General features: G+C 56.5%; 13 protein-coding genes. All 13 read right to left on the bottom strand.

The annotated features are described in order from the left end of the window. Positions 1 to 9: 9 nt before the first annotated feature. Positions 10 to 1,122 carry a site-specific integrase gene (locus AC0L7S_RS11670; RefSeq protein WP_473471072.1) on the bottom strand — a complete coding sequence of 371 codons (1,113 nt, stop codon included), beginning with the start codon at positions 1,120 to 1,122 and terminating at the stop codon, positions 10 to 12. 103 nt (positions 1,123 to 1,225) lie between these two features. Continuing rightward, on the bottom strand, positions 1,226 to 2,203 hold the full coding sequence (locus tag AC0L7S_RS11665; protein WP_473471070.1) for a hypothetical protein: 978 nt from the start codon (positions 2,201 to 2,203) through the stop codon (positions 1,226 to 1,228). A 783-nt stretch (positions 2,204 to 2,986) separates the two neighbouring features. After that, complete coding sequence (locus AC0L7S_RS11660) at positions 2,987 to 3,832, bottom strand: EamA family transporter (protein WP_473471069.1); 846 nt, start codon at positions 3,830 to 3,832, stop codon at positions 2,987 to 2,989. A 290-nt stretch (positions 3,833 to 4,122) separates the two neighbouring features. Beyond that, positions 4,123 to 5,187: an ABC transporter ATP-binding protein gene (locus AC0L7S_RS11655; RefSeq protein WP_473471068.1), complete on the bottom strand. Its 1,065-nt coding sequence runs from the start codon at positions 5,185 to 5,187 to the stop codon at positions 4,123 to 4,125. 13 nt (positions 5,188 to 5,200) lie between these two features. Further along, complete coding sequence (locus tag AC0L7S_RS11650; RefSeq protein ID WP_473471066.1) at positions 5,201 to 5,992, bottom strand: ABC transporter permease; 792 nt, start codon at positions 5,990 to 5,992, stop codon at positions 5,201 to 5,203. Between the two features lie 39 nt (positions 5,993 to 6,031). Beyond that, positions 6,032 to 6,823 carry an ABC transporter permease gene (locus AC0L7S_RS11645; RefSeq protein WP_473474272.1) on the bottom strand — a complete coding sequence of 264 codons (792 nt, stop codon included), beginning with the start codon at positions 6,821 to 6,823 and terminating at the stop codon, positions 6,032 to 6,034. A 199-nt stretch (positions 6,824 to 7,022) separates the two neighbouring features. Further along, a complete protein-coding gene (locus AC0L7S_RS11640; RefSeq protein WP_473471065.1) occupies positions 7,023 to 8,129 on the bottom strand; it encodes an ABC transporter substrate-binding protein in 1,107 nt (368 codons plus the stop codon). A 225-nt stretch (positions 8,130 to 8,354) separates the two neighbouring features. Beyond that, the gene (locus AC0L7S_RS11635) at positions 8,355 to 9,527 is read right to left on the bottom strand and encodes an iron-containing alcohol dehydrogenase (RefSeq protein ID WP_473471064.1); all 1,173 of its coding nucleotides are present in this window, start codon (positions 9,525 to 9,527) and stop codon (positions 8,355 to 8,357) included. Between the two features lie 72 nt (positions 9,528 to 9,599). Next, positions 9,600 to 10,988 carry an aldehyde dehydrogenase family protein gene (locus tag AC0L7S_RS11630; protein ID WP_473471062.1) on the bottom strand — a complete coding sequence of 463 codons (1,389 nt, stop codon included), beginning with the start codon at positions 10,986 to 10,988 and terminating at the stop codon, positions 9,600 to 9,602. Positions 10,989 to 11,047: 59 nt separating this feature from the next. Then, positions 11,048 to 12,418, bottom strand: a complete 1,371-nt coding sequence (locus AC0L7S_RS11625; RefSeq protein WP_473471061.1) for a glutamine synthetase family protein — start codon at positions 12,416 to 12,418, stop codon at positions 11,048 to 11,050. Between the two features lie 104 nt (positions 12,419 to 12,522). Beyond that, positions 12,523 to 13,584, bottom strand: a complete 1,062-nt coding sequence (locus AC0L7S_RS11620; RefSeq protein WP_473471059.1) for a TRAP transporter substrate-binding protein — start codon at positions 13,582 to 13,584, stop codon at positions 12,523 to 12,525. 31 nt (positions 13,585 to 13,615) lie between these two features. Continuing rightward, a complete protein-coding gene (locus AC0L7S_RS11615) occupies positions 13,616 to 14,941 on the bottom strand; it encodes a TRAP transporter large permease (RefSeq protein WP_473471057.1) in 1,326 nt (441 codons plus the stop codon). Further along, positions 14,938 to 15,447 carry a TRAP transporter small permease subunit gene (locus AC0L7S_RS11610; RefSeq protein ID WP_473471055.1) on the bottom strand — a complete coding sequence of 170 codons (510 nt, stop codon included), beginning with the start codon at positions 15,445 to 15,447 and terminating at the stop codon, positions 14,938 to 14,940. The genes AC0L7S_RS11615 and AC0L7S_RS11610 overlap by 4 nt, the downstream gene beginning before the upstream one ends. Between the last annotated feature and the right edge of the window lie 40 nt (positions 15,448 to 15,487).

Genomic DNA, 15,487 nt, shown 5'->3' with positions numbered 1-15,487 from the left:
AATAAAGTTTTACAAAACCCTTGCCACTGCTGCGTCATCGAACAGATCAACTATCCGAAGGTATGGCGCAAGGCCAGCCTCGGTGCGGTGGCCGGTCACCTGCCTAATCTTGTAACTGGACGCACCAGCCATTGCTGCGGAGGTCACCAGACCGCTGCGAAGCGAGTGTGCCGAGAATGGCTTAGGATCGTAACCGACCGCCGCGAGACGTGCCTTGAGCGTCTGCCGGACAGCCTCGCCGCAGATGCGTCTGCTCAGGGTGTCGCCGTGCTTGTTCATGGCAAGGAAGATCGGTCCGGTTTCGATCCCGGCGAAATTGAGCCAGTCCCGTAATGCCGATATCGGGCAATGACGGGTCCGCCCGAACGGCACTGCGACTTTCCTACCTCGGCATTCTTGATCTGTTTTGCTACGCCGGATGGTGACGAGCGCACCTTTGGTCGTGAACTCGACTTCCTCCACATCGAGCGCCACCAATTCGGACCGTCTGGCGGCAAGCGCGTAACCCAACAACAACATGGCGCGATCCCTGATGTCTTTCGGGCGGTCGCCAAGCCGGTCGAGCACAGCGAATAGATCGTCGCGGAGCAGTGCCTGCGCCTGCCGCTGGGCGGCACCCTGGGTGCGTCGAATGCCGCGCATCGTGGCTTGAACGAGTTCGCTCTTGGTCGGGTCGTCAGCCCCCAATGCAGCATGCGCCTTGGCAATAGCCGCCAGCCTGTGCTGCAAGGTGGCGACGGCGCAGAGACCGACACTCTCGGCAAGATAAGTTGCCACAATTTCTGGGGTCGAGGGGATCGTTCGACCACTGCCCTGGTAGTGCTCGATATCAGCACGGTAGCCGCGCCTCGTGTTCTCGGAAAGGGAATGATGGACCAGTTCTCTGATGGCCGCTGGTAGGGCTGGAAATGGCGAGGTAGGTACTTCTCGCTCGAATGTAGGCGCACCTGTCCGACGATGGTCAGTGCAATTGATTGCACAGGATGTTTCTTTCTTTGTCGCCATCCATCCTGTGCAATCAAGCATACCGACACTCGGATTAAATTCCGATTTTACCAACGGCTCGCATTTTACCGAACCGTCGATTTTCTGCTGGGTGTGGCCGACGCGCTCAATGCCCATAGGTCGCCTCCCGCGCGTCATTCAGGAAGTTGACGTCACTCTGCAACAGGGTGAGCAGGGTCGCGGCGTCTTCGGGCGGAAACGGCCAGCTATCGAAATCAGCTTACCGTCGTAACCGTTCTCCTGTCGTCCAGATCATGCGATCCACGACAAGCCCCGCCTCGACCCGGAATTGCGCATGTCGCAAGACGTTCATCCGGTCACCCGATGCAACATGCGTCCGTATCCATTGAGCGGTAGCGCAATCTGTGTTGAGGAAGCGTACCAGCGCCCTGCGGCCTTCCCGGCTAAAGCCGTCTAGCGCCCAGCTTGGCACGCCGCCTATATTTTCCTCGGGTGGAAATGGGTCGGTGCAAAGTTCGGCCTCGCTGCCGTCGAGTTTCCGATGCAGCAATGGCAGGAAGGCAGTGAACGGTTCGCGGGTCAGACGGTATGCCTCGCGTGCAATCTCGCCGAGGCTGTGTGGGGCAATCTCGCACAACATATCGAACAGGGCCTGTGGACGCCCTCGACGTCTCTCCAAATTGCTGCTGGTCACCATGTCAGTTCCCATCAAGTAGCGCACCGCTATGGCGCGGCGTTCTATCGTCTCATCCGCTGCAATTAGATCGTACAGGTCACACATGGGTAGTTCGGCAAGTTCCAGCCTGTCCTCGCGCCATCTCGGAACGTCTTCCGTTGAGACGTATAGATCGTCGCAGGCGCGGCATTTGGCTGCTGATGCCAGCCGGGCGATGATGAGGCCAGCAAGGCGGTCCTCACCAAAACGTTGTTCCAGACGCCGTCGATGCGATGCAGCGGCAATAGTCTGATACACCGCGTCGAGGTCGCCAAGGCCAATGTCTTCGACCGCGATGATGACGAGCCTGCGCCAGAGCCGTTCCTTCGCACCTTTCAGAAAGTGGGCTGCGGCGGCAAGCGCGAGATCAGTTCGACCGCGCCTTATGGATTTCTGTAACAGGGCGGCAGCGACCCCCGGTGAAACTATCGCCGGAATGCTGGCTGGATGCTCTGGGTGATGATGTTGAATGTCGCGTTCGATGTCGGCCAATACCGACACAACAATTTCTGGTCCGTTCAAGTCGCCCTCCATGGCTTGTTTGCCGGGAGGGGGCTGGATCATCCGAACCCACTACGAACTTTAGCTAAGAACCGGGCTAGGAAAAGGAGAAATTCAGCGGGCACCGCGTCTCGCCAGCACGTGCCTCAATGTGGCATCATTTTGTGGCCCGCAAACGGTCAATAATCCTATGGTTTTATTAGCGCGCCGGGCGTAGTCAGTCCGAAATTCTCCTTGTCTACTTCCTTATCCAGACAATGTGCCCGGACAAGGGGTGGACACAAGGTGGGTGAGCCGCGCCATTGCAATTCCTGCGCGCGCGACAGTGATACTATTGCGAGATTTTCAGTCCAGACGTTTCTTAGTCTCTCGGTCATGCGGTGTGGTGTCATCGCGTCGGGGTCGCCTTCGTGAAGGAGCGCGGTCTATATGCCGTCGTTCAACACCCAATCACAGACGAATGACGGTTTGCTAATCATACGTCCCATGCAAAATCGGTTGTGACAGCTAGGGCGAACGTGACTTGATCCTTACTCGTCGCATCCTAAGCAGTCCGCCATGATTACATCGCGCCGATTAGCGTCGGGTGTTTCGCTTTTCTAGGGTGACACGCAACTGACACGCTGCCGCTTTGCTAGTGTTGCAAATTGCTGATTTAGGAAGGTCACAGCTGCTAGCATGTGCTATCCTTTCACCTTGAATTTGCTGGATTGCCGTTGCATTGACATTGCAGGGGTCACAGGTTCAATCCCTGTCACGCCCACCATCCAAACCCCTGAATTTACATTTGTTTCAAAGAGCGCTCTACCCCACTCGAAGCGCAATCACGCCGGCCACGATCGAAAGCGCAGCAACACAGCGCCAGGCTGTCATCTTTTCGCCAAGCGCGAATACCGAGATCGCCATGGCAAACAGGATCGATGTTTCGCGCAAACTGGCGACCGAGGCAATCGGTGCCTTGGTCATCGCCCACATGGCAATCCCGTAGGCGGTTGCGCTGAGGAACCCGGTGAGAAGCCCTATTTTCCATTCCGCCGCCAGCGTCGTCAACAACCCTTTGCCGCGATAGAATAGGCCAATTGCAGTGGCGCATAGGCCATCACAAAAGAACAACCAGGCAGCGTAACTGGCAGCAGTGCTGGTTATTCTCGCGCCCACGCCGTCGGCAAGCGTATAGCCCGCTATGAATATCGAGGTCACGAGAGCAAAGCCGACAGCGGCGCCATTCAATTTTCCAAGTTGAGCGCCGCCGCGTAGTGACATCAAGAAAGTCCCGGCTGAGAGAAGAACGATGCCGGCAATGGCGAGCGCGCCGGGAACCTCACCGACGAGAAAGATACCCCCAACGGTGGTAATCAGCGGCGCGCTGCCCCGTGCCAGTGGGTATGTCTGAGCCAGGTCACCGACCTCATAGGCGCGGATCAGGAAAAGCCGATAGCCAATATGGATAACGACAGATGCAATGATCCATGGCCAAGCCGCCGCACCTGGAAATTCGACGAAAGGCAGTATCGGCAACGCGGTACAGGCCATACCAAGCGACATGAGCGAGATCGAGGCGAAACGGTCTCCCCGCATCTTGATGGACGCATTCCACAATGCATGCATGAGCGCCGCTGCAAGCACCGCGAGAAAGACAGTCAGGCTCATTCAGCGACACTCACAGTACCGGCATCGGTGTTCCAATGCGTGTTTCGACAAGCACCAAACGCGATCAAGAGCCGACCAACCCGGGCCACATCAGCCCAAAACAGCACCATAGCGGGTGCCGCAGCCAGCCAACTTCATTAATTATCCGGCTTATTTTCCGTTACGCCAGTACAGCTTCACCGTTGCGGTTGCAATGTAGCGCTGAAAATATCGAACCGTGCCAAGCAAAGAGAGCCAAAAACGTTTGCCGAAATGAACACAAGATGGTTCATGAATACGCCACGCCAAGCTTAATGCAGAACCAATACGTCGCCTGAAGAGAAACTGATGTCCGCTTTTTCACCGACGGCAGGAGGTGGTGATGTCGGATTATTGAAAGTGTCAAGCGACACCACGCTTTCACCGAAACCAACGCGAACACGAATAACCGAGCCCAGAAAATGCACGTCGGTAATCTCGCCTGAAAGGCTTGCGTCGTTACCCGGGCGCTTTCCCAGGGAAATGGCTTCCGGTCTTAATGCCAGCGACACCGTATCGCCTGTTTTCGAGCCGTTCAGCTTGGTCTTCAGCGCGAACTCTTCAGTATCGATCCGTACCGTGCCTGTGCCCGCGTCACTGACGGTGCCTTCAAGGACATTCAGCGTCCCGACAAAATTGGCGACAAACTTGGTTGTCGGTCGATTGTAAATTTCAAACGGGGTACCAACTTGCTCGGCCTTGCCACCATGCATGACGGCGATGCGATCCGAGATCGACAACGCCTCCTCCTGATCGTGCGTTACAAAGATGGTGGTGATGCCGAGCTTCTTCTGGATCGAACGGATTTCTTCGCGCAGCGACACCCGCACCATGGCGTCGAGCGCCGATAGCGGTTCGTCGAGCAAGAGCAGTTTCGGCTTCGGTGCCAAAGCGCGCGCTAGCGCTATGCGCTGCTGCTGGCCGCCCGAAAGCTGATAGGGATAGCGGTCGCCAAACTGCGGCAGCTTGATCATGTCCAGCATCTCGGCCACGCGCCGGTCGATATCCGCCTTCGCCATGCCGGAAACCTTCAGGCCGAAGGCGACATTCTGCGCAACCGTCAGGTTTGGAAACAAGGCATAGGCCTGAAACACCATGCCGACATTGCGCTGGTTGGGCTTCAGGCGGGTGATATCGTTGCCACCAACGAGGATCGAGCCGGCACTTGGGTCCTCGAAGCCGGCAACCATGCGCAGAACGGTCGTTTTACCGCAGCCGGACGGCCCGAGAAAGGAAACGAACTCACCTGGCGCAACGTCGAGGTTGAAATCCTGGACGACCTTGGTCGTACCGAAGGATTTTTGCACATGCTGGATCGAGAGAAACGGTTCGGCCATAGTCTGGACTTTCTCAATCCGGCTGGTTTGCCGATTTCGGCGCAAAACGCGACAAGACCTGGATGAGCGACATGCAGCCCCAGGTAATGGCGAAGGCGATGATGGCAAGCGCTGCCGGTTCGTAAGCGCGGTTTGCACCGACGTTTTGAAGATAAGGTCCGAAGGCCGGGCGGTTTAGAAGGCTGGCCAGCGTAAATTCGCCAAGCACAATGGCGAAGGTGATGAAGGCCCCCGACAGCACCGCTATCAGTACGTTGGGCAGGATTATTCGACCGATGATCGTCGTCCAGCCGGCACCGAGAATCTGCGCCGCTTCTGTCAGCGTACGTACATCGATGGTGCGAAGCCCGGTATCAACGGCCCGATACATATAGGGCAACGACAATGTTGCATAACCGATGATCAGCAATATGTCGGTGCCGCGCGCACTGCTCAGAAACGGCAGCGGCGAGTTCGAGCCATACATGCGGATATAACCGAAAACGATGACGATAGCCGGCACAACGAGCGGCAAAAGCGTGATGAACTCGACCAGCGGCCGCAATCGCGGCAGGCGCAACCTGATCCAGTAAGCCGTCGGCACAACGATCAGCACGCCAAGAATGATGGTGAAGATGGCGACAATCACCGAATAGCCGAATGTCGCCTGAAAACGCTCGTCACCCAGCACCACCCTGTAGGCGTCCAGGGAATAGACGCCGCGGCGCATACGCAGCGAAAATTCAACCGTCCCTATCAACGGAATGAAGAAATAGGCTGCGCCGACCACGAAGACGACCCAGGCCCAGAACTTTCCGGATTTCATGACCAGCCCCCTCACGCAGCAAATGGATCAGACGCCGCATCATTTGAGCCACCGTTCACTGCGCATTCGAAACCAGATGTAGAACACATTGGCCATGCCCGTGATGAAGATCATGCCGAACGCCAGCGCATAGCCGAGATTGGCGTTGTGCAGCACGTCGCCACGAATTTGCGCATAAAGCAGTATAGGCACGATGTTGAGCGAGGAGCCGGTCAGTGCATAGGCAGTAGCGATGGCGCCGAAGGCGTTGGCGAACAGAAGGATAACCGTGCCGAGAAAACTCGGCCAGATAACCGGGATCACCACCATGCGCCAATATTGCGCCTGGGTGGCCCCAAGTGTCGCGGCGGCTTCGCCCCACTCCTTCTTGATGCCGTCGATTGCCGGCACGATGATGACCACCATCAACGGGATCTGGAAATAGGCATAGGTAAGCGTCAGGCCAAGGAACGACAGGATGTTGAAGCCGTGGGCATAGATGTTGATGCCAAACACCGTATTCAGGATCACCGTCACCAGGCCAAGCCGACCGAGTGTGGCGAGGAAGGCGAAGGCCAGCGGCACGCCGGCGAAATTGGAGGCGACGCCCGAGAAGGTCAGCGTCACCGCTCGAACCCAGCTTGGCAGGCCGCCGCGCACGATGGCAATGGCAATGGCCAGACCGCCAAACGCGCCGATCAGCGAGGAAGCCACGCTGATCTTGATTGATATCCAATAGGCCGCAACGATTGTCGGCTGCGACAGAGCGGCAATATTTTCAAAAGTGAGTTCGCCCGCCGGGTTCTGGAACGCACCTACGACCAGATAGAGCGTCGGCAGGATCAGGAACATCAGCACGAAAATGAAGAACGGTGCCACGCCGAGCCACTGCGTCGGAAACCTGAACCTGGCGCGGGCGTGCGGTGGGGTGGTGCTTTGCGTTGGTCCGCGCCTGACGATTGCCGGTTCGACCGCGGTAATGTCACTCATGGGAGGGATCTCGCGCTAAAAATCCGGGCGACCGCAAACGGCCGCCCGGGTACACTGTCACTTATTGGACGTTGGCACCAACCACCGAATCCCAATTCTTGGTGATCGCTTCCTTTGCCGCTCCCTGCTCATCAAGCGACGGGAATACCGCCTTCTCGTAAGCTGCCGCTGGTGGCATCTTGTCGAGCATCTCCTGCGGAACCACGCCCTTCTTGGCGAGATCGTTGAAACGGATAGGATGGCAATAGCCCTTGAGCCAGCCAAGCTGTCCTTCGTCCGAATAGAGATATTCCATCCACAGCTTCGCGGCGTTCGGATGCGGCGCATAGGCGCTGATCGCCTGTACGTAAACACCGGCAACGACGCCGTTCGTCGGTACAACAACATCGACCGGCGGATTGCCGTTCAGCGTATCGCGACCGGCAAGCGCGTTATAGTCCCAGTTGATCAGGATTGGCGTCTGGCCTTGTGCCAGTGTCGCCGGCTTACCGATCACCGGCACGAAATTACCGGAGGCGTTGAGCTGCTTGAAGAAATCCAACCCGGCCGTTCCGGCGGCTTCACCGGCAGCCGCACCAGCCGACAGCCCGGCAGCGTAGACCGCCTGAATTGCCTGGTTGGACGAACGCGGATCGCCTGCGAGCGCCACAGCGTTGGCATATTCCGGCTTCAGCAGGTCGGCCCAGTCGGCCGGCGCGTCCTTGACCAGATCCTTGTTCACCATCATCGCCAGCACGCCGTAATAATCGCCGTACCAGTAGCCTTCGGCATCCTTGGCGCTGTCGGGGATCGAATCCCAGGTCGACACCTTGTAGGGCATCAACAGGCCATCCGCCTTGGCTGTAGGGCCGAATGAAAGGCCGACATCGATGACATCGGGAGCCTGCGGTCCCTTATTGTCCTTATTGGCCTTGATGGCCTCGATCTCGTCACCTGAGCCTGCATCGGGATTGAGTTCGTTGACCGTGATTTCCGGATATTTGGTCTTGAACGCATCGATGACGGCACCGTAGCCGCACCAGTCATGCGGCAAGGCGATGGTGGTAAGCTGTCCTTCCGCCTTGGCGGCAGCAACCAATTCATCCATCGATTGAGCAGACGAGATAGCAGAGGTCACCAAGAGGGTGGCCGCCGAAAGGGAAAGTACTTTCCCTACAAATTTGAACATGGGTTCTCTCCGTTGAACTGACGCCATAGGACGCCTGCGGTGCGATATCGGCTTCGTGTGACAGTCAGATGAAAATCAAATGAACCCGATCCGCCGCAGCACGAAAATTTAACTCTTTTTTACCGGCGGTAGCAATCGCCAAAGCATATTTTCCCGGCTAAATATTTTCGATCTTCATTTCAATCGCTTTCGCGCTTTTTGAACAAAGTTTCACGGATTTTCACGTCAAACCGATCCCGAAATGGCATTTTCGAGCAAATTTAGCGCTGCATTCTTTGTCAATTTCACTGGATTGCCGCCTGCGGTCGGATCAACGATTGCCATATCGGCAATCAGGTTCTTGCGCTCTTCATCCATGTCGAGCCCTTTTATCAGATCAGGAAGCGCGTGCGGCACCTTCAATTCCGTCCGAAGCTTGTTGATGGCACCAGTAAAACCATCGAAACCGCCTTCGATGCCGCAATAGCTTGCAAGACGCTCGATACGCCCCTCGATAGCCTCACGATTGAAGGCAAGCACATAGGGCATGAACACAGCATTCGTCATGCCGTGATGCGTGTCATAAAGAGCCCCAATCGGATGCGACAGCGAGTGGATCGCACCTAGTCCTTTCTGGAATGCCGCAGCCCCCATCGCCGCCGCACTCATCATGTGGGCGCGCGCCGTCAAATCGCTGCCATCGGCAAAGGCTTTGGGCAGGTTTTCAAAAACGAGGCGAATACCTTCCACCGCAATACCGTCCGCCATCGGGTGATAGCCGGGCGCGCAATAGGCTTCGAGGCAATGGGCAAGTGCATCCATGCCAGTGCCGGCAGTAATGAAACCGGGCATGCCAACCGACAATTCCGGATCGGCAATCACGATTTCCGGCAGGAGTTTCGGATGGAAGATAACCTTCTTGGTATGGGTTTCCTCATTCGTGATGACACCGGCCCGGCCAACCTCCGAACCAGTTCCAGCCGTGGTCGGCACGGCAATGATCGGCGCGATTGCATCCGAATTGGCACGCATCCACCAGTCACCGACATCCTCGAAATCCCACACCGGGCGCGTCTGGCCTGACTGGAATGCAATCAGCTTTCCAAGATCCAGCGCCGAACCGCCGCCAAACGCGATAACGCCGTCGTGCTTGCCATCCTTGAACACGGCAATACCGGCCTTGAGATTCGATTCCACCGGGTTCGGCTTCACGTCGGAAAACACGCCGTATGGGATATTCGCATCACTGAGGACTTTCAGTGTGGATGCGACCACAGGCAGTTTCGCAAGCCCCGGATCAGTCACGAACAACGGGCGTTTGATGCCTGTCGCCTCCAGCACATCGGGCAATTCCTTGATACGGCCAGCACCGAAACGAACTGTTGTGGGGTAATTCCATTTCGAGATGAGTTCAGACATGTGGATGGTCTTTCAGTAGGGATTGGTGAGAGTTTGCTGGCAGTTCAAATTGGGGTGTGCGCAATCGGCGGATTATAGATTCTCGCGCAGATGAAAGGACTTTGGCCTTGTCAAATTGTCATAGCCAATGGCCGACAAAGCAGCGCCTTTTCCGGTGTCCTTGACACCCGTCCACACCAGAGCCGGATCGAGATAGTCGCAACGGTTCATGAAAACCGTTCCGGTCTCCACGCGGTCGCCTATTGCTACGGCATGCTCGCTATCCTGCGTCCAGATCGAGGCTGTCAGCCCGTAGGGGCTGTCATTCATCAGTGCGATTGCCTCTTCGTCGTTGCGCACTTTCATGATGCCGACGATAGGCCCGAAGCTCTCTTCGCGCATGACGCTCATTTGATGGTCGACATTGGTCAGCACTTCAGGTGCAAGATAGGGCGAACCGGGCGCATCTTTGGCGACGTTCATATCAATGTGCGTCCGCGCTCCCTTGCGCAATGCCTCGGCTTTCTGCTCGCGAATAAGATCGGCAAACCGCACATGCGCCATCGGTCCCATCGTCGTCGCTTGCTCCAGCGGATTTCCGACAACGTAATTCTTCGTCTCGGCCACGAAGCCTTCGACAAACTGGTCGTAGACCTTCTCGTGCACATAAACGCGCTCGATACCGCAGCAACATTGGCCGGAATTGAAAAAGGCACCGTCGACCAGACTGGCGACCGCCTGGTCAAGTTTTGCATCGGCCAGAACATAGGCCGGGTCCTTGCCGCCAAGTTCAAGCCCAAGCGTCATGAAAGTGCCTGCCGCAGCCTTCTCGATGGCCCGTCCGCCACCGACCGAACCGGTAAAATTCACATGGTCGATCTTGCCTGAGCCAAGCAGCCTTTCGGTCTGGTCATGATTAAGCACAAGGTTTTGAAAAACATGCTTTGGCAATCCGGCTTTTTCAAACGCCTGGGCAAAGCGCTCTCCGACCAGCAGGGTCTGGGCAGCGTGCTTTAAAATCACCGTCGATCCCGCCATCAATGCCGGGACGATGGTGTTGACAGCCGTCAGATACGGGTAGTTCCACGGCGCGATCACCATCACCACACCGAGCGGGTCTTTTTTGACATAGCGCCGAAAGCCGTTGATGGGGTTCGATGCTGGCACCGGTTTCAATGCCTGTTCCGCAATTTCGACCATGTAGCTGACACGTTCCCTGACGCCACCAAACTCACCGCCATAACGCACCGGACGTCCCATTTGCCACGCGATCTCCGGCACGACCTCATCGGTCATCGCAACCAGCGCCTCAAGCATGGCCAGCATGTATTTCCCGCGCTCGGCAATAGATGTCCGCGCCCACTGAACCTGCGCTGCCCGAGCATTTTCGACGGCACCATTGACCGCCTGATCCGTTGCTAGCGGCCTTTGCGCATAGATCGAACCATCAATGGGAGATATGAGTTTGACCGTCTCGGCCATGGGTAGGTTTCCTTTTTCGAGATGCCCTTCCTGCGAAGGATATGGGCGTCAATAAGTGTTCAGTACCGCTCGAAACCGCGATGCAGTTCCCAGTCAGTAATGCGTCGGTCATATTCAAGCTGCTCCCAGCGCGCCGTATGCAGATAATGCTCGACGACATCCTCACCGAGTGCCTCTTTCAGCATCTTCGATTTCGCCATTGTCGCAGTAGCATCACGCAACGTCTTGGGAATTTCGGGCAATTTGGCCGCCTGATAGGCATCGCCGACAAATGGCTGCTGCAATTCAAGCTTCTCGTCGATACCGGCGAGCCCCGCCGCAATCAGCGCCGCAAATGCAAGGTAGGGGTTAAGATCGGCGCCGCCGATCCTGCATTCCATGCGGATGCCCTTGGTGCCCTCGCCGCATAGACGGAAGCCTGCGGTGCGATTGTCCTCGCTCCACATGATCTTGGTCGGCGCAAACGTGCCTGCCTGAAAACGTTTGTAGGAATTGATGTAAGGCGCAAGGAACCACGTGAACTCCTTGGCATATTTGAGCTGCCCTGCCCCCCATTGCCGCCCCAGTTCGGAAAGTGTCCACGGGCCGTTCTTGTCGTAAAACAACGGTGTCTTTCCGTCAGCGCTCCATAGAGAATTGTGGATATGGCTCGAATTTCCGGCAAGCCCGTAATTATATTTCGACATGAACGAAATGGCCTTGCCCTCGGCATCGGCAATTTCCTTGGCGCCATTTTTCAAGATGACATGGCGGTCAGCCATCTCAAGCACTTCGGCATAGCGCACATTGATCTCTTCTTGGCCCGGCCCCCACTCGCCCTTGGAGTTTTCGATAGGAATACCGGCAGCGTCCATGTCGTTGCGCAGTCGGCGCATGAAACCTTCTTCCTTGGTCGTAATGCCAATCAGGTAATCGCCGATATAGGGTGACGCCGTTTCTAGGTTCTGCCAGTGCTTGGCACGCGCCGAAGCATAGGTTTCCGAAAACAGATAAAATTCCAGTTCTGAAGCAAAATAGGCGAGATAGCCGCGCTCCTGCAAACGCTTGACCTGCTTGCGCAATATGGCGCGCGGCGAATGCGGCAGGTCGGAATGCGTGTGATGGTCAAGCACGTCGCACAAAACCAGCGCCGTCTTCTCCAGCCACGGTATGATGCGCAATGTGGCCAGATCCGGCTTCAGCACGAAATCGCCATAGCCTTTCGACCAGCTTGCCGCCTTGTAGCCGGGCACCGGTTCCATATCGATATCGTCAGCCAGGAGATAGTTGCACCCATGCGTCTCGTCATGAGCGGATTCGACGAAAAAGCGTGCCAGAAACCGCTTGCCGATCAAGCGCCCCTGCATATCCGCCGCACAAGCCAGGACGGTATCGATGTCGCCATTGGCAACCAGTTTCTTGAGGTCTTCGAAGCCCATATTTCCGGCCATTTCATTCACTCCACCGCGCTGCGCGGCACTATTGTTATATCGCTTTGTTTGATATGCGAATTGCCCGGGCAGCGAAGCATCTTCGCACGCCCGGGCAAGTCCGATCAGCCTTGTGAGTAGACCCCGCCGGCCTTCCTCAGATTGGCGTTATACTCTTTGAAGATACCCACGACCTTGGCGCGCAACTCACTTTCAGCCGCGATCTCGTCCCAGAATTTCAAGGCCGCATTTTCGACCTCATCCCATTCCTTGGCCGGGATCGTCGTCAACTTCAGCTTGTCGCCGGTCGCGCGAAGCCTGGCCTCACCGCCCCAGTACCACTGGTTGCGATAAGTATGGCCGGCATCGACACAAGCCATCCAGAGTTTCTTGAGATGGTCTGGAATGTCGGCCCAGCTCTTTTCGTTGACGAACCATGAACCGATCCACGCACCCGAGATATTATTGGTGGTGAAATTGTCGGTCACATCGGCCCAGCCGACTGTGTAATCCTCGGTAATGCCCGACCATGACATGCCGTCGAGTTCGCCGGTCTGCACCGCCACCTGCACATCTTCATAAGGTAGAACAACCGGAACCACCCCGAATTGCGCCAGGAATTTGCCGGCTGTCGGGAAGGTATAGAGACGCAAGCCCTCCAGGTCGGAAAGGCTATTCAGAGGCTTCTTGGTATTGAAGTGGCAGGGATCCTGCCCGGCAGCAGACAGCCAGACGACGCCGCCCGCCTTGGCGTAGGCGTCGCGCCAGATGTCGGCAAGGCCGTACTGCTGAAACAGGACAGGCACGTCGAGAATGTGCTTGGTCGCAAAGGGAAAATATCCACCGAACACGGAAATATCGACCGGGGCCGCCATCGAGTCGTCATCCGAATGAACCGCATCGATCGTGCCTGCCTGCATGGCGCGAAACAGTTCACCCGTAGGCACCAATTGGTCGGCATAATAGAGTTCGATTTCCATCTCGCCCTTTGCCGTGGCATTGAACATGTCGACGGCGGGTTTTGTAACGTGAGGCCCAAGGGCAGCACCCGCATAGGTCTGCAAACGCCACTTGATCGGCTCTTGCGCAAGGACCGCCGGTGCGGCGAGTGTCGATGCACCTGCAGCACCTGCTGTTACAAATCCGGCCTTCTTCAGAAAACTACGTCTGCTGTGCTGATTTCCCATCATCTTTCCTTCTCGTTGGATGTTTCGTTTCTCATTTCGAGTAGGCGTAGTTCGGCAGCCACGTCGCGATCTCCGGGAACACCCCGATGAGCAACAACGTAAGCAGCATGATCCCGACAAACGGGAACACCGACCGGTAAATGTCCGGTAATGTGACTTCAGGCGGCGCCATGGCACGCATCAAAAAGAGATTGTAGCCAAACGGCGGCGTCAGATAAGCGATCTGGCATGTGATCGTGTAGAGCACGCCATACCAGACAAGATCGTAACCGAGTGCAGCAGCCAGCGGAATGAACAGCGGCGCGACGATGACCAGCATTGCCGTATCGTCGAGGAACACACCCAGGAGAAGGAAGGTGAGTTGCATCAGAACCAGCACCTGCCAGGGCTCCAGCCCCATGTCGCCCAGAAACAGGTTCTCGATCGATTTTACGGCACCCAGTCCATCGAACACCGCGCCAAAGCAGAGTGCGGCTGTAATGATCCAGAAAAACATGCACGAGATGCCAAGCGTTTTGCGCGTCGTGTCGTGCAGCACCCTTTTGTTCAATCCTCCACGCAACCATGCCGCAATCAGAGACGACACCGCGCCGACGGCTGAACTCTCGACAAGACTGGTGACGCCGGTGAGAAACAGCCCCGTCATGGCAATGAAGATTGCCAATGGAATAAGACCGGCCCGCCCCAGTTTCAGCTTGTCGACAAACGAATAACGGTCGCGTTCTTCCTTCGGTAGTGGCGGCGCAAGCTCCGGCTGAAACCAGCACCGGACCGTAATGTACAAAATGAACAGAGACGCCATCAAAAGGCCAGGAAAGACACCTGCCATCCAGAGATTGCCAACGGGTTGGCGCGCAATCATGCCATAGAGCACAAGCACGACGCTTGGCGGCACAAGAATCCCCAGCGTCGAGCCCGCCTGAATGACCCCCGTCACCATGGTCTTGTCATAGCCGCGCCGCAAAAGTTCCGGCAGCGCGATCGTTGCCCCCACGGCCATACCCGCAACGGACAAGCCGTTGATCGCAGAAATGATCACCATCATCAGGATCGTGCCGATTGCCAGCCCGCCGCGCACCGGTCCGAACCAGACATGAAACATTTTATAAAGGTCATCGGCGATCCGGGATTCGGCCAGCATGTAACCCATGAAAACGAACAGCGGCAGGGTGAGCAGCGGATACCATTTCATCACCTTGATGATGGCCGTAAACGGCAGTTCGATGCCGCCATTGCCCCACAACAGGATTGCAGCCGCAGCACCCACGAAACCGATGACTGCAAAAACCCGCTGCCCCGTCAAAAGCAGCAGCATCATCGATGAAAACATCAGGGCTGCGATCAGTTCATAACTCACGCGAGGGGTTCTCCCTTCAAGATGGCCCAGTCCTTGAAGAAGAGTGATATCGCCTGCAACAACGTGAAGAAGATGCCGAGGTTGAGCGCAACTTTCACCGGCCACATCACCGGTGCCCAGGCAGAGAAGCTTTTCTCACCATACTGAAACGAATAGATGAGTGACGAAATCCCGCCGATCTGCAAAGCGACCAGAAAGCCGATAAGCACGAAGGACGTGAAAAGATCGGTCCTTGCCCGCCCGCGAATGGTGAAGCCGCTATAGATCAGATCCATGCGGACATGATCGCCCTCGCGCAACGTATAAGCGCCGCCAAGCGTGAAATAGGCGACCATGATGAACTGGGCCATCTCGACCGTCCAGATGGACGGCAGAAAGAACACCTTCATGATGGAGGCATAGGTGAGAATGCCTATCATCACGAACACCAGATACATGGCAAACATACCCGTATACCAACTCATGGTATCGACAATGCGGACATATGTTTTGATTGCTTTTGGCAAAAAGGTCTCCAACTAACCGCAGATATGCGTTTCTATAAAC

The sequence above is a fragment of the Mesorhizobium sp. G2-6-1 genome, assembly GCF_055809095.1.
This window is presented reverse-complemented; position numbering and strand designations above follow the sequence as displayed.

Coding starts and splice junctions, on each gene's coding strand:
- AC0L7S_RS11670 (WP_473471072.1), bottom strand. CDS start 1,122: ATGGGCATTGAGCGCGTCGGCCACACCCAGCAGAAAATCGACGGTTCG.
- AC0L7S_RS11660 (WP_473471069.1), bottom strand. CDS start 3,832: ATGAGCCTGACTGTCTTTCTCGCGGTGCTTGCAGCGGCGCTCATGCAT.
- AC0L7S_RS11655 (WP_473471068.1), bottom strand. CDS start 5,187: ATGGCCGAACCGTTTCTCTCGATCCAGCATGTGCAAAAATCCTTCGGT.
- AC0L7S_RS11650 (WP_473471066.1), bottom strand. CDS start 5,992: ATGAAATCCGGAAAGTTCTGGGCCTGGGTCGTCTTCGTGGTCGGCGCA.
- AC0L7S_RS11645 (WP_473474272.1), bottom strand. CDS start 6,823: ATGTTCCTGATCCTGCCGACGCTCTATCTGGTCGTAGGTGCGTTCCAG.
- AC0L7S_RS11640 (WP_473471065.1), bottom strand. CDS start 8,129: ATGTTCAAATTTGTAGGGAAAGTACTTTCCCTTTCGGCGGCCACCCTC.
- AC0L7S_RS11635 (WP_473471064.1), bottom strand. CDS start 9,527: ATGTCTGAACTCATCTCGAAATGGAATTACCCCACAACAGTTCGTTTC.
- AC0L7S_RS11630 (WP_473471062.1), bottom strand. CDS start 10,988: ATGGCCGAGACGGTCAAACTCATATCTCCCATTGATGGTTCGATCTAT.
- AC0L7S_RS11625 (WP_473471061.1), bottom strand. CDS start 12,418: ATGGCCGGAAATATGGGCTTCGAAGACCTCAAGAAACTGGTTGCCAAT.
- AC0L7S_RS11620 (WP_473471059.1), bottom strand. CDS start 13,584: ATGGGAAATCAGCACAGCAGACGTAGTTTTCTGAAGAAGGCCGGATTT.